Annotated in this window: 14 protein-coding genes; 9 read left to right on the top strand and 5 right to left on the bottom strand. The window is 71.4% G+C overall.

Translation table 11 applies throughout. The features are described 5' to 3' along the window. The first annotated feature begins 116 nt into the window (after positions 1-116). The 5 genes from AMK31_RS21920 to AMK31_RS21900 all read left to right on the top strand — a co-directional run bounded on the left by AMK31_RS21920 (position 117) and on the right by AMK31_RS21900 (position 4,814). On the top strand, positions 117-1,646 hold the full coding sequence (locus tag AMK31_RS21920) for an aldehyde dehydrogenase (NADP(+)) (RefSeq protein WP_073942279.1): 1,530 nt from the start codon (positions 117-119) through the stop codon (positions 1,644-1,646). A gap of 55 nt (positions 1,647-1,701) precedes the next feature. After that, entirely contained in the window at positions 1,702-2,310 is a 609-nt protein-coding gene (locus AMK31_RS21915) for a DUF1349 domain-containing protein (protein WP_073942278.1), read from the top strand. A 33-nt stretch (positions 2,311-2,343) separates the two neighbouring features. Further along, positions 2,344-2,838, top strand: coding sequence for a GNAT family N-acetyltransferase (locus AMK31_RS21910; protein WP_198948534.1), 495 nt, complete (start codon positions 2,344-2,346; stop codon positions 2,836-2,838). A 92-nt stretch (positions 2,839-2,930) separates the two neighbouring features. Next, positions 2,931-3,644 carry a DsbA family oxidoreductase gene (locus AMK31_RS21905; protein ID WP_073942277.1) on the top strand — a complete coding sequence of 238 codons (714 nt, stop codon included), beginning with the start codon at positions 2,931-2,933 and terminating at the stop codon, positions 3,642-3,644. 108 nt (positions 3,645-3,752) lie between these two features. Beyond that, entirely contained in the window at positions 3,753-4,814 is a 1,062-nt protein-coding gene (locus tag AMK31_RS21900) for an aminotransferase class V-fold PLP-dependent enzyme (protein ID WP_073942437.1), read from the top strand. Positions 4,815-4,960: 146 nt separating this feature from the next. On the opposite strand, the gene thpD is transcribed toward AMK31_RS21900, so the two are convergent. From thpD to AMK31_RS21875, 5 genes are all read right to left on the bottom strand, one after another. Beyond that, positions 4,961-5,875, bottom strand: a complete 915-nt coding sequence (gene thpD, locus AMK31_RS21895) for an ectoine hydroxylase (RefSeq protein WP_073942276.1) — start codon at positions 5,873-5,875, stop codon at positions 4,961-4,963. A 7-nt stretch (positions 5,876-5,882) separates the two neighbouring features. Beyond that, positions 5,883-6,287, bottom strand: a complete 405-nt coding sequence (locus AMK31_RS21890; protein ID WP_073942275.1) for an ectoine synthase — start codon at positions 6,285-6,287, stop codon at positions 5,883-5,885. A 50-nt stretch (positions 6,288-6,337) separates the two neighbouring features. Next, on the bottom strand, positions 6,338-7,609 hold the full coding sequence (ectB, locus tag AMK31_RS21885) for a diaminobutyrate--2-oxoglutarate transaminase (protein WP_073942274.1): 1,272 nt from the start codon (positions 7,607-7,609) through the stop codon (positions 6,338-6,340). 13 nt (positions 7,610-7,622) lie between these two features. After that, the gene (ectA, locus tag AMK31_RS21880) at positions 7,623-8,141 is read right to left on the bottom strand and encodes a diaminobutyrate acetyltransferase (RefSeq protein WP_073942273.1); all 519 of its coding nucleotides are present in this window, start codon (positions 8,139-8,141) and stop codon (positions 7,623-7,625) included. A gap of 386 nt (positions 8,142-8,527) precedes the next feature. Continuing rightward, the gene (locus tag AMK31_RS21875) at positions 8,528-9,628 is read right to left on the bottom strand and encodes a pyridoxal-phosphate-dependent aminotransferase family protein (RefSeq protein ID WP_073942436.1); all 1,101 of its coding nucleotides are present in this window, start codon (positions 9,626-9,628) and stop codon (positions 8,528-8,530) included. Between the two features lie 223 nt (positions 9,629-9,851). Between AMK31_RS21875 and AMK31_RS21870 the strand changes: the two genes are divergently transcribed. From AMK31_RS21870 to AMK31_RS21855, 4 genes are read left to right on the top strand one after another with little or no spacing between them, the layout of a single operon-like run. After that, on the top strand, positions 9,852-10,697 hold the full coding sequence (locus AMK31_RS21870; protein ID WP_073942272.1) for an ABC transporter substrate-binding protein: 846 nt from the start codon (positions 9,852-9,854) through the stop codon (positions 10,695-10,697). Further along, on the top strand, positions 10,694-11,527 hold the full coding sequence (locus AMK31_RS21865) for an amino acid ABC transporter permease (RefSeq protein WP_073942271.1): 834 nt from the start codon (positions 10,694-10,696) through the stop codon (positions 11,525-11,527). The genes AMK31_RS21870 and AMK31_RS21865 overlap by 4 nt, the downstream gene beginning before the upstream one ends. Continuing rightward, the gene (locus tag AMK31_RS21860) at positions 11,524-12,315 is read left to right on the top strand and encodes an amino acid ABC transporter ATP-binding protein (protein WP_073942270.1); all 792 of its coding nucleotides are present in this window, start codon (positions 11,524-11,526) and stop codon (positions 12,313-12,315) included. The genes AMK31_RS21865 and AMK31_RS21860 overlap by 4 nt, the downstream gene beginning before the upstream one ends. Positions 12,316-12,336: 21 nt before the next feature. After that, a complete protein-coding gene (locus AMK31_RS21855) occupies positions 12,337-13,428 on the top strand; it encodes an amidohydrolase family protein (RefSeq protein WP_073942269.1) in 1,092 nt (363 codons plus the stop codon). The last annotated feature ends 21 nt before the right edge of the window (positions 13,429-13,449 follow it).

The following is a 13,449-nucleotide window of genomic DNA, read 5'->3' as shown; positions in this document are numbered from 1 at the left end:
AGTCTCCGACAGCGTATTCATCATCAGAGACAGCGTTCAGTATATCGAACGACCCTGGTGAATGACCCAGTGGATGCCCCAAAAACTGCGGCAAGACATGTGTGGAGGGACCCCCGGTGGCAGCAGCACCAGTCTGGAGTGTCGATCCCCGTACCGGGAAGCAGCGTGAACAGGTTGCGGTGGAGGCCACAGCCCAGGACGTGGACGCCGCCGTCCGCGCCGCGCACGACGCCCGCGGCGCCCTGACCGACCGCGCGGTCCGCGCCGCCTTCCTGCGCACCGCCGCCGACCGGCTCGACGCCGCCAAGGACCGGCTCGTCGAGACCGCCGACGCCGAGACCGCGCTCGGCCCGGTCCGGCTGACCGGCGAACTCGCCCGCACCTGTTACCAGCTGCGCGCCTTCGCGGACATCGTCGACGAGGGCGCCTTCCTCGACGTCGTCATCAACCACCCCGACGACACCGCCACCCCGCCCGTCCCGGACCTGCGGCGCTACAAGGTGCCGCTGGGCGTCGTCGCCGTCTACTCCGCCTCCAACTTCCCCTTCGCCTTCTCGGTGCCCGGCGGCGACACCGCGAGCGCGCTCGCCGCGGGCTGCCCGGTCGTCGTCAAGGCCCACCCCGACCACCCGGGCCTGTCCGAGCAGGTCGCCGAGGTGCTGCGGGAGGCCGCCGCCGAGCACGGCATCCCGGCGGGCGTGCTCGGCCTCGTGCACGGCTTCGAGGCGGGCATCGAGCTGATCGAGCACCCGCTGGTCAGCGCCGCCGGCTTCACCGGATCCGTACGGGGCGGCCGCGCCCTCTTCGACGCGGCGGCCGCACGCCCGGTGCCGATCCCGTTCCACGGCGAGCTGGGCTCCCTCAACCCGGTCCTCGTCACCGAGGCCGCGGCGGCCGAACGCGCCGACGCCATCGGCTCCGGGCTCGCCGGGTCGATGACCCTGGGCGTCGGCCAGTTCTGTGTGAAGCCGGGCCTGGTCCTCGCCCCGGCCGGTGACGCGGGCGACCAGCTCGTCAAGTCGCTCACGGACGCGGTGAGCGCCGTCGACGCCGGGGTGCTGCTCGACCACCGGATGCGGGACAACTTCGTCGCCGGGGTCGCCGAGCGGGCCGAACTGCCGGACGTGGAGGCCCCGGTGACGCCGGGCGAGGGCGGGGAGCACACCGTCAGCCCGGGCTTCCTGACCGTGCCGGCGGAGAAGCTGGCCCGGGAGGGCGAGCACGACCTGCTGCTCGAGGAGTGCTTCGGGCCGGTGACCGTCGTCGCCCGCTACCAGGACGAGGGAGAGGCCAAGGCGGTTCTGTCGCGGCTGCCCGGGAACCTCACGGCGACCGTGCACCTGTCCTCCGGGGAGGCCGCCGGTGAGGGGCGGGGCGCCGAGATCCTCGCCGAGCTGACCCCGCTCGCCGGGCGTGTGCTGGTCAACGGGTGGCCGACGGGGGTCGCCGTGGCACCGGCGCAGCATCACGGCGGGCCCTACCCCGCGACGACCTCGACCTCCACGTCGGTGGGCGGGACCGCCATCGAGCGGTGGCTGCGGCCGGTCGTGTACCAGGGGACGCCGGCCGCGCTGCTCCCCGCGGAGCTGCGGGACGAGAATCCGCTGGGGCTGCCCCGGCGGTTCAACGGGGTGCTGGAGCGGTAGCGCCGGGGTGCGGGGTTCCCCCGAGGACGGTCACCGCCCCGTGGAGAATGCAGTCATGGACGTCGAGCTTCCCGAACTCCCCTTCCCCCTTCGCACATACGGCCCCGACGGGCACTGGTCCTACGAGGACGGCGTGCTCACCGGGTGGGCCGGGCCCCGGCAGGACCGGTTCGTGCCTCCCACCGGGGAGGCGCTGGAGCCCGCCGGGGACGCGCCGCGGCTGCTGGGGGCGCCCGAGGGGGACTTCCAGCTGATCGCGCGGGTCACCGTCGGGTTCGGCGCGGCCTTCGACGCCGGGGTGCTCTACGTCCACGTCGGCGAACGGGCGTGGGCCAAGCTCTGCCTGGAGTACTCCCCGGACGTGCCCGCCGTCTGCACGGTGGTCACCCGGGGACACTCCGACGACGCCAACTCCTTCACCGTGGAAGGCAGTTCGGTCTGGCTGCGGGTGAGCCGGACCGGGCGCGCCTTCGCCTTCCACGCCTCCCGGGACGGCGAGCGGTGGACCTTCGTCCGGCTGTTCACGCTCGGCGAGGAGAAGGAGACCGGGGCGGCCCTCGTCGGCTTCATGACGCAGTCGCCCATGGGGGAGGGCTGTGTGGTGACGTACGACCACATCGGGTTCCGGCCGGACTGGCCCGAGGACCTGCGCGACGGAAGCTGAAACCGGGACCGGCGGAATCCCGTCTTCCGTGGCATGGTCAGCAATCGTGTCCGCGCCTGCCCGGTGATCCGCACCGCCGTGCCCGCCGAGGTCGGCACCCTCGTCGCGCTGCACGCCCGTGCCCGGGCGACCTACTACCCCGACGGGATCCCGGACGACGGCGCCGACTGGTCCGCCGCCTGGCGGGCCGCCGTCGAGCGGCCGGACGGCCATGTGCTGTGCGCCGTCGAGGGCGGGCGGGTGGTCGGCCTCGCCTCCTTCCGGACACCGGAGGACACCGGTGCGGAAACGGTCAAGCTGTTCCAGTTCCACGTCGACCCCGGCCACTGGCGCACCGGGGTCGGGACGGCCCTGCACGCCGCCTGCGTCGAACAGTGGCGGGCCGAGCGGCGGCGCACGGCCGTCCTGGACGTGCATGCCGACAACACCCGTGCCCAGGCCTTCTACGCCCGGCAGGGCTGGGAGCCCGACCCGGACGGGGAGCCCGGTCACCATCTCCGGCTGCGCTTCCCGGTCGACGGGAAGTGAGTCGCGGCGGGAATGAATCCAGCCGTTTGAAGGTTCACATACCTTCGCGGAGGGAGTCTCCGCACAGTGAACCGAGCTGGAGAGCGGAGAACATGCGCGTCGAGATCTGGAGCGACATCGCCTGCCCCTGGTGCTACGTGGGCAAGGCCCGCTTCGAGAAGGCGCTGGCGGCCTTCCCGCACCGCGACGAGGTCGAGGTGGTGCACCGCTCCTTCGAGCTGGACCCGGGCCGCGCCAAGGGCGACACCGGCCCCGTCATCCCGATGCTCGCGCGCAAGTACGGCATGTCCGAGGAGCAGGCGCAGGCCGCCGAGGACAACCTGGGCGCGCAGGCCGCCGCCGAGGGCCTGGCCTACCGCACCCGCGGCCGCGACCACGGCAACACCTTCGACATGCACCGCCTGCTCCACCACGCCAAGCAGTACGGCCGGCAGGGCGAGCTGATCCAGCTGCTGTACGAGGCCAACTTCGCCGAGGAGCAGTCCGTCTTCGACGACACCGAACGGCTCGTGGAGATCGCCGTCGCCGCCGGGCTGGACGCCGCGGAGGCCCGCACGGTGCTCGCCGACCCAGACGCCTACGCCGCCGAGGTCCGCGCCGACGAACAGGAGGCCGCCCAGCTCGGCGCCACCGGCGTGCCGTTCTTCGTCCTCGACCGGAAGTACGGCATCTCCGGCGCCCAGCCCGCCGACGTCTTCACCCAGGCCCTCACCCAGGCGTGGGGCGAGCGCTCCCCGCTCACCCTCATCGACCAGGGGGACGCCGACGCGTGCGGCCCGGACGGCTGCGCGGTGCCGCAGCACTGAGCCGGGCCGGCAAAACCGCAGGTCGGCGCGGATGCATAAGCAACACTGGGACGTCGTCAACAGAAATTCGCAATGGACGGCGAGGTCACCGGGCCGCACAGTGGAGCCATGGAGCCCACGGAGACCTTCGACAGCCTGGTCCGCGCCGAGTTCACCCCCAAGTCCACCTTCCTGAACACCGCGAGCAACGGCCTGCTGCCCGCCCGCAGCGTCACCGCCCTGCACGAGGCGGCCCTGCTGCGGGCCGAGGGCAGGCCGCTGACCCCGCTGTACGAGGACGTCGAGGTCTGCCGGGCCGCCTTCGCCCGGCTGGCCGGGGTCCCGGTGACGCGGGTCGCCCTCGGCGCGTCGGTCGCCGCGCACACCGGGGTGATCGCCGCCTCCCTGCCCGCCGGCGCCGAGGTCCTCACCGCCGAGGACGACTTCACCTCCGTGCTGAACGCGTTCCACGTCCGCGGCGACCTCAAGGTCCGCACGGTCCCGCTGGAGCGGATCGCCGAGTCCGTCCGCCCCGGCACCGCGCTGGTCGCGGTCAGCGCCGCCCAGTCGGCCGACGGACGGATCGCCGACCTGCCCGCCCTGCGCGAGGCGGCCCGCACCCACGGGGCGCGCACCTACGTCGACTTCTCCCAGGCCGCCGGCTGGCTGCCGATGGACGCCGACGCCTACGACTTCGCCGCGGCCGTCTCCTTCAAGTGGCTGCTCGGCCCGCACGGCACGGCCTTCCTCGTCGTTCCCGAGGACTTCGGCGGGCTGACCCCGCTGCTGGCCGGCTGGGTCGCGGCGGAGAAGCCGTGGGACAGCTGCTACGGGCCGGTGGCCGAATACGCCCGCAGCGCGCGGCGGTTCGACCTCACCCACGCGCTGTTCACCTTCGCCGGCCTGCGCCGCTCACTCGAACTGATCGAGGAGCTGGGCGTGGCCGCGGTGCACGCCCATGACGTGGCGCTCGCCGACCGGTTCCGGGCCGGGCTCGCGATGCTCGGCCACGAGCCCGTGCCCGCCCCCGGATCGGCGATCGTCTCGGTGCCCGGCCTCGGCGTCCGCCAGCCGGAACTGAGCGAGGCGGGCATCGAGGTGTCGAACCGCGCGGGCAACCTGCGGGCCGCCTTCCACCTCTACAACACGGCCGCCGACGTGGACCGCCTGCTGGACGTGCTGTCGGACTGAACGCGCACACGGGAGCGGGCGGTGCCGTGAAGGCACCGCCCGCTCCCGTATGTCACCTCAGCGCCGCCGGGTTCACCGCACCGGCGTGAAGTCCCGAGCCCCGATGCTGTGTCTCCCGGGGGCAACCCCCGGACCCCCGGCCGGGTTCACCGCACCGGCGTGAAGTCCCGCGCCCCGATGAACTCCGGTCGGCGTACCGGGGCCGCGAACGGCTCGACCGCCGTGTTCTCCACGCTGTTGAACACGATGAACACGTTGCTGCGCGGGAACGGCGTGATGTTGTCGCCGGAGCCGTGCATGGCGTTGCAGTCGAACCAGGTCGCCGAGCCGGCCTTGCCGGTGAACAGCCGGATGCCGTACTCGGAGGCCAGCTTGGTCAGCGCCTCGTCGGAGGGCGTGCCCGCGTCCTGCATCTGCAGGGACTTCTTGTAGTTGTCCTTCGGCGTGGCGCCCGCGCAGCCCAGGAATGTCTTGTGCGAGCCGGGCATGATCATGAGCCCGCCGTTGGTGTCGTAGTTCTCGGTCAGCGCGATCGAGACGGACACCGTCCGCATGTTCGGCAGGCCGTCCTCGGCGTGCCAGGTCTCGAAGTCGGAGTGCCAGTAGAAGCCGCTGGCGCCGAAGCCGGGCTTGACGTTGATCCGCGACTGGTGGACGTAGACGTCCGAGCCGAGGATCTGCCGGGCCCGGCCGACGACCCGCTCGTCCCGCACCAGGTTCGCGAACACCTCGCTGATCCGGTGCACCTCGAAGACCGAGCGGATCTCCTGCGACTTCGGCTCGACGATGGAGCGCTCGTCGGCGCGGATCGCCGGGTCGGAGACCAGCCGCTCCAGCTCCTGCCGGTAGACGGCGACCTCGTCCTCGGTGATGAGCTGGTCGATGGCGAGGAAGCCGTCGCGCTCGAAGGCCTGCAGGCCGTCCGGCCCGATCGGGCCGGGGGCGTCCGGCGCAGCCCAGACGACCGGGTCCTGGCGCGGGACCAGCACCTCACTGGCGCCGCGGGTCGGGTAGAGATCGGTGACGGTCGCGGTGGTGGTCGTGGTCGTGGTCGTGGTCATGGTGATGTCACACCTCCTCGGGCTCGGTGAGCAGCGGGTAGACGCCGTTCTCGTCGTGGTCCTCCCGGCCGGTCACGGGCGGGTTGAACACGCAGACGCAGCGGAAGTCCTCCTTGACCTTGAGCGTGTGCCGCTCGTGGCCGTCCAGGAGGTACATGGTCCCGGGCGTGATGGTGTACGTCCGCCCGGTCTCGTGGTCGGTCAGCTCGGCCTCGCCCTCGACGCAGACCACGGCCTCGATGTGGTTGGCGTACCACATGGACGTCTCCGTGCCCGCGTAGAGGATCGTCTCGTGCAGGGAGAAGCCGACCCTCTCCTTGGCGAGGACGATGCGTTTGCTCTCCCACGTCCCGGACGCGGCCTTCACATGCCGGTCGGTGCCTTCGATGTCCTTGAACGAACGGACGATCACGGTGTTGCGATGCCTCCTGGATAGTGCGGTCGGCGGGTTTCGAGATGTGGTCAGGCGGTTTCCCGGACGGCACGGGCGAGGGTCGTCAGCCCCTCGTCCAGCTCGTCGGGAGTGATGGTCAGCGCGGGCAGCAGCTTGACGACCTCGCTCTCCGGGCCGGAGGTCTCGATCAGCAGCCCCAGCTCGAAGGCGCGGCGCGCCACCCGGCCGGCCCGGTCCTTGTCGTGGAACTCCAGGCCCCACACCAGGCCCCGGCCGCGGTACTCCTTGACGTCGGCCAGGTTCTCCTCGGTGACGGCGATCAGCGCCTGCTCGACCTGCTCGCCGCGCGACCGGGTCTGCTTCTCCATGGCGGAGCCGTCGGTCCAGTACATCTCCAGGGCGGCGGTGGCCGTGACGAACGCCGGGTTGTTGCCGCGGAAGGTGCCGTTGTGCTCGCCCGGCTCCCACACGTCCAGCTCGGGCTTGAACAGGCACAGCGACATCGGCAGGCCGTAGCCGCTGATGGACTTGGAGACGGTGACGATGTCCGGGGTGATGCCGGCCTCCTCGAAGGAGAAGAAGGCGCCGGTACGGCCGCACCCCATCTGGATGTCGTCGACGATGAGCAGCATGTCCTGCCGCTCGCACAGCTCGGCGAGCGCGCGCAGCCACTCCGGGCGGGCCACGTTGATGCCGCCCTCGCCCTGCACGGTCTCCACGATCACGGCGGCGGGTTTGTTCAGCCCGGAGCCCTGGTCCTCCAGCAGCCGCTCGAACCACAGGAAGTCCGGCACCCGGCCGTCGAAGTAGTTGTCGAACGGCATCGGCGTGCCGTGCACCAGCGGGATGCCGGCGCCGGCCCGCTTGAAGGCGTTGCCGGTGACGGCGAGGGAGCCCAGGGACATCCCGTGGAAGGCGTTGGTGAAGGACACGATCGCCTCGCGCCCCTTCACCTTCCGGGCCAGCTTCAGCGCGGACTCCACCGCGTTGGTGCCGGTCGGGCCCGGGAACATCACCTTGTACGGCAGGTCCCGCGGGCGCAGCACCAGGTCCTGGAAGGTCTGCAGGAACGACCGCTTGGCGGTGGTCGACATGTCCAGGCCGTGGGTGACGCCGTCCCGCTCCAGGTAGTCGAGCAGCGCCCGTTTCAGGACCGGGTTGTTGTGGCCGTAGTTGAGCGACCCGGCTCCGGCGAAGAAGTCCAGGTACTCGTGGCCGTCCTCGTCGTACATACGGCTGCCGTGCGCCCGGTCGAAGACGGTGGGCCAGCCGCGGCAGTAGCTGCGCACCTCGGACTCCAGGGTCTCGAAGACGCTCAGGTCGGGCTGGGTGATGGTCACGACGAATCGCTCCTCAGTGCGAGAGGTGGGGGGTCAACGGGCCGATGCGGTACAGGACTTCGGGGTCGTGCGGGCCGTCCGGGAACAGCGGCGTGTCGAAGACGACCTCGCGCTCCACGCGGGCGCCGTGGCGCTCCGCGAAGGAGGTGAACAGCCGCTGCGAGGCGGTGTTGCCCGGGGTGATGGTGGTCTCCACGCAGATGACCTCGCGCTCGGCCGCCACCCGGGCGGCCAGCCCGTCGAGCAGCCGGGCCGCGATCCCGCGGCCGCGGTGCGCGGCGTCGACGGCCACCTGCCAGACGAGCAGGGTCCGCGGACGGTCCGGCCGCAGATACCCGGTGACGAACCCGATGGGTTCTCCGTCGCCGTCACGGGCCACCGCGGAGGTCGCGGCGAAGTCCCGGCACCACAGCAGATAGCTGTAGGAGGAGTTCAGGTCGAGGGTTCCGGATTCCTTGGCGAGCCGCCAGAAAGCGGCTCCGTCCGCCACCGACGGGCGGTCGATGTGTAGGTCTGCTTGTGCGGCAGTCATGCGGATTGAATTTAGCGAGCGAAATTCAAAATTGCATGGGGGAAAGGGCTTGGGTGTGGCGCGGTCGTGTGTTATCACGCGGGCGCGGGTGATCGCGCGAGACCGCTGGGAGATGCCCGAATTTGTGCGGGATTCACTTCGCAAAACGGGCGCGGTGTGTAACGCGTCACACCCGTGTAACCCTCGCGAGATCTGCCCGGAACGACCCGTTCGGTGTTCGCAGAATCTTCGCGTTTAGGGTTGGGGAAACGGGGCAGAAGAATACGGGAAGCTACCCCGGATTTGATTTCGAAAAGAGAATGAATTCAAGCCCCGATAAGCCCGTCAATACGTTCCTCGATGAAATGGCCCGGGGTCCGGGGGCGGGCTCCCGGACCCCTGGTCGCTCAGTGCCAGGCCTGTTCCGCCGCGCGGCGGGCCGCGTCCGGGTCCACCGGGAGGCCCTGTTCGGCCAGTGCCGCGCCCAGGGCCGCGAGGGCCGCCTGGATGGTGCCCGGGGCGGCGTCGGGGCCGTAGTGGTTGACGCGGATCATCTCCCGGGCCAGCGCGCCGCCGCCCGCGGCCAGCGGCAGCGCGGGGTCGGTCGCCAGGGCACGGGCGACCAGGTCGGAGGCCGCCACGCCGGACGGGGCGCGCAGCGTCGTCGCCACCGGGGCCGCCTCCGCCGCGTCGTGGACGTACGGCTCCAGGCCCCCGCCGAGGGCCAGCGCGCCCGCGCGGGTCGCCGACGCGGCGGACCGGTGCCGGGCCATCACCGTCTCCAGGCCCTCCGCCTCGATCCGCTCGACGCACGCCTCCAGCGCCAGCATCTCCAGCTGCGCCGGCGCGTGCAGCAGCGCCTTGCGGCCGCCGTCGACCCAGCGCTCCTTCCAGTCGAGGAGGGAGAGGTAGGACCGGCGCGGCGCCTGCGGGTTCGCCGCCATCCGGGCCCACGCCCGCTCGCTCACCGACACCGCGGACACGCCCGCCGGGCCGCCCATCGCCTTCTGCGCCCCGATCACGCACAGGTCCACGCCCCACGCGTCCGGCAGCACCGGCTCGGCGCCGACGGAGGCGACCGCGTCCAGGTAGAACAGCGCGCCGTGCTCCCGGACGACCTCGCCGATCTCGGCGACCGGGTTGGTGTTGCCGGTCGCGGCCTCGGCGTGCACCAGCGACACGAAGTCGATGCCGGGGTGCTCGGCGAACGCCTTGCGGATCTGCTCGGCGCTGACCGCCGTGTGGAACGGCACGGAGAGGTCGTGGACCGTCGCCCCGCAGTCCCGCAGCCAGTCGCCGAAGGTCTGCCCGTAGGGGCCCGTGATCACGTTCAGCGCGGTGGTGCCCGGTCCCGCGGTGGCCCGGATGGCCCCCTCCAGCGGCAGCAGTGCCTCACCCTGCATGATCACGACGTCCTGCCGGGTGCCGAGCAGCCGGGCGACCCGGTCCTCGATGGCGGCGAACCGCGCGGCGGTCAGCGGGGGCAGGTCGAGGAACGGGTGGGTCACGGCGGTGCTCTCTTCGCTCACGGGGTGGACGCGGACTTCGCCCACGGGCGGACGCAGTCGAGGGTAGCCCTGACACGCCCTCCGGCAGCCCCCTGTCCCGGCCCCTGACCCACCCCGGTGCCGACTTCTTAGGTCGAACCCGCTCACAACCATCGGTTTGATTTGAGTGGCCCAAACATTTCCTTATAATCGGAACTCTCAGTTCCCTTAACAGGAGGTCCCCGTGAACACCGTCCTCGGGCGCCGGGCCCGCGCCCTGGCCGCCACCACCGCGACGGCCGGACTCGTCCTCCTGGCCGGCTGCACGTCCAGCGACAACGGCGAAGGCGGCACCAAGACGGCCGCCGGCGGCGTCGAGCTCGTCAAGGCCGGGCAGCTCACCACCTGCACCCACCTGCCGTACCCGCCGTTCCAGTCGGAGATCGACGGCAAGGTGCAGGGCTTCGACGTCGCCCTGATCGACCTGGTCGCCGACGACCTCGGCGTGAAGCAGGACATCGTCGACACCCCGTTCGAGAACTTCAAGACCGGCGCGTTCCTCAACTCCGGCGAGTGCGACCTCGCCGCCGCCGGCATGACCATCACCGAGGAGCGCAAGAAGAACGTCGACTTCTCGGACCCGTACTTCGACGCCACCCAGGCCGTCCTCGCCGACAAGGACAGCGGCATCTCCTCCGTCGCCGACCTCAAGGGCGAGAAGGTCGGCGCCCAGGCGCAGACCACGGGTGAGGACTACGCCAAGAGCCAGGGCCTCGACCCGGTCTCCTTCGAGTCCTCCGACGCCGTCCTCAACGGCCTGCGCACCGGCCAGGTCGACGCGGTCGTCATCGACTACCCGGTCGTCCAGGGCTGGCTGAAGGACAAGGCCAACGCCGACGCCTTCGAGGTCGCCGAGCAGATCAACACCGGCGAGCAGTACGGCTTCACGGTCAAGAAGGGCAACGACAAGCTGCGCGAGGCCATCAACAAGGCGATCGCGGACGCCAAGGCGGACGGCACGTACAAGAAGCTGTACGAGCAGTGGATCGGCCCGTACGACGAGTCCGCGGCCTCCCCGTCCGCCTCATGACGAGCCCGGACACAGCGGTCCTGCCGAAGCGGAAGGGCCTGAGCCGGCGCCAGAAGCGCAGCATCTCGCGCGGCGTCCAGTACGTCGTCTTCGTCGCGGCCGTGATCGCCTTCGCGGTCGCGGCCGACTGGGGCCGGCTGGCCAACCAGTTCGCCCAGCGGGACATCGCGGAGCAGATGTTCCCCGAGGTCATCACGCTGGCGCTGAAGAACACCGTGCTCTACACCGTGTCCGGCTTCGCCGTCGGCCTGGTGCTCGGCATGGTCATCGCGCTGATGCGGCTGTCGTCCGTGGGTCCGTACCGCTGGCTCGCCGGCGTCTACATCGAGATCTTCCGCGGCCTGCCCGCCCTGCTGATCTTCATCTTCATCGGGGTGGCCGTCCCGCTGGCCTTCCCCGGCACGGAGATCGTCGGCGGCACCTACGGCAAGGTCGCCCTCGCGCTCGGCCTGGTCGCCGCCGCCTACATGGCGGAGACGTTCCGCGCGGGCATCCAGGCCATCCCCAAGGGACAGATGGAGGCCGCCCGTTCGCTGGGCTTCTCCCACGCGCGGGCGATGGTCTCGATCATCCTCCCGCAGTCCTTCCGGGTCATCCTCCCCCCGCTCACCAACGAACTGGTCCTGCTGTTCAAGGACTCCTCGCTGGTGCTGTTCCTCGGTGTCACCCTGGAGGAGCGGGAGCTGTCCAAGTTCGGCCGCGACCTGGCCAGCCAGACCGCCAACTCCACGCCGATCCTCGTCGCAGGCCTGTGCTACCTGCTGGTCACGATCCCGCTCGGCTTCGTCGTACGCCGTATGGAGGCGAAGGCCCAGGAGGCCGTGAAATGAGCCGACCCGAGATCGAGATCCGCGACCTGCACAAGTCCTTCGGCGGCAACGAGGTGCTGCGCGGCATCGACCTGGAGATCCGGCAGGGCGAGGTGGTCTGCGTCATCGGCCCGTCCGGCTCCGGCAAGTCCACCTTGCTGCGGTGCGTGAACCTGCTCGAGGAACCGACCAAGGGCCAGGTGTTCGTCGGCGGCGCGGAGATCACCGACCCGGACGTCGACATCGACGCCGTACGCCGCCGGATCGGCATGGTCTTCCAGCAGTTCAACCTCTTCCCGCACCTCACGGTGACCGAGAACCTGACGCTGCCGCAGCGCCGGGTGCTGGGGCGCGGCAAGGCGGAGGCCGCCCGGGTCGCCGCCGAGAACCTCGCCCGGGTCGGCCTGTCGGAGAAGGCGGACGCCTACCCGTCGTCCCTCTCCGGCGGCCAGCAGCAGCGCGTCGCCATCGCCCGGGCCCTCGCCATGGGTCCCGAGGTGATGCTCTTCGACGAGCCGACCTCCGCGCTCGACCCGGAGCTGGTCGGCGACGTCCTCGCGGTGATGCGCATGCTCGCCCAGGACGGCATGACGATGATGGTCGTCACCCACGAGATGACCTTCGCCCGCGAGGTCGCCGACCGGGTCGTCTTCATGGACGGCGGAGTGATCGTCGAGGACGGCGAGCCCGAGCAGGTCATCACCCGCCCCGCCCACGAACGCACCCGCCACTTCCTCTCCCGCCTCCTCGACCCCGCGATGGCCCAGGTCGAGGAGGAGACCTCGGACCAGGTGGGCAAGTCCGGGTAGCGGCTTACTAGGGTGCGGTGCATGAGCGAACGCGCGGTGCTGCACGTGAAGGGACGGGTGCTCGTCTCCCCCGACGACATCCGGGACGAACTGTGGGTCGTCGACGGGCGGATCACCTACGACCGTCCCGTCGGCGCCCGTGACGTGCGCACGGTCTCCGGCTGGGCGCTGCCGGGACTGGTCGACGCCCACTGCCATGTGGGCCTCGACGCGCACGGCGCGGTCCCGCGGGACGTCGCCGAGAAGCAGGCCCTCACCGACCGGGACGCGGGCACCCTGCTGATCCGGGACGCGGGCTCGCCCTCCGACACCCGCTGGGTCGACGACCGCGACGACCTCCCGAAGATCATCCGGGCGGGCCGGCACATCGCCCGCACCCGCCGCTACATCCGCAACTACGCCTGGGAGATCGAGCCCGACGAACTCGTCGCGTACGTCGCCCAGGAGGCCCGGCGCGGCGACGGCTGGGTGAAGCTCGTCGGCGACTGGATCGACCGCGAGCTCGGCGACCTGTCCGCCTGCTGGCCGCGCGAGGCGGCCGAGGCGGCGATCGCCGAGGCGCACCGGCTGGGCGCGCGGGTCACGGCGCACTGCTTCGCGGAGGACTCCCTGCGCGACCTGGTCGAGGCGGGCATCGACTGCGTCGAGCACGCCACGGGCCTGACCGAGGACCTGATCCCGCTGTTCGCGGAGCGGGGCGTCGCCATCGTCCCCACCCTCGTGAACATCGCCACCTTCCCGCGGCTCGCCGACGGCGGCGCGGCCAGGTTCCCGCGCTGGGCCGACCACATGCGCCGCCTGCACGCCCGCCGCTACGACACCGTGCGCGCGGCCTACGACGCCGGCATCCCGGTGTTCGTCGGCACCGATGCCGGGGGTTCCCTCCCGCACGGCCTGGCGGGCGCCGAGGTCGCCGAACTGGTGACGGCCGGCATCCCGGCGGTGGACGCCGTCTCCGCCGGGACCTGGGCGGCCCGCGCCTGGCTCGGCCGCCCCGGCCTCGACGAGGGCGCCCCCGCCGACCTGGTGGTCTACGAGACGGACCCGCGCACGGACGTACGGGTACTGACGGCACCGCGCCGCGTCGTGCTGAACGGGCGGGTCGTCGGCTAGATCCGGTCTCACGGCGCGTCA

Origin of the sequence: Streptomyces sp. TSRI0107, from assembly GCF_001905845.1 — a bacterium.
In the GTDB taxonomy this organism is placed as follows: domain Bacteria; phylum Actinomycetota; class Actinomycetes; order Streptomycetales; family Streptomycetaceae; genus Streptomyces.
This window is presented reverse-complemented; position numbering and strand designations above follow the sequence as displayed.

Bases quoted from the DNA above. Each gene is read 5' to 3' on its own strand.
- AMK31_RS21860 (WP_073942270.1), top strand. From the start codon at position 11,524: ATGAGCCGACCCGAGATCGAGATCCGCGACCTGCACAAGTCCTTCGGC.
- AMK31_RS21855 (WP_073942269.1), top strand. From the start codon at position 12,337: ATGAGCGAACGCGCGGTGCTGCACGTGAAGGGACGGGTGCTCGTCTCC.
- AMK31_RS21910 (WP_198948534.1), top strand. From the start codon at position 2,344: ATGGTCAGCAATCGTGTCCGCGCCTGCCCGGTGATCCGCACCGCCGTG.
- AMK31_RS21900 (WP_073942437.1), top strand. From the start codon at position 3,753: ATGGAGCCCACGGAGACCTTCGACAGCCTGGTCCGCGCCGAGTTCACC.
- AMK31_RS21865 (WP_073942271.1), top strand. From the start codon at position 10,694: ATGACGAGCCCGGACACAGCGGTCCTGCCGAAGCGGAAGGGCCTGAGC.
- thpD (WP_073942276.1), bottom strand. From the start codon at position 5,875: ATGACCACGACCACGACCACGACCACCACCGCGACCGTCACCGATCTC.
- AMK31_RS21915 (WP_073942278.1), top strand. From the start codon at position 1,702: ATGGACGTCGAGCTTCCCGAACTCCCCTTCCCCCTTCGCACATACGGC.
- ectA (WP_073942273.1), bottom strand. From the start codon at position 8,141: ATGACTGCCGCACAAGCAGACCTACACATCGACCGCCCGTCGGTGGCG.
- AMK31_RS21905 (WP_073942277.1), top strand. From the start codon at position 2,931: ATGCGCGTCGAGATCTGGAGCGACATCGCCTGCCCCTGGTGCTACGTG.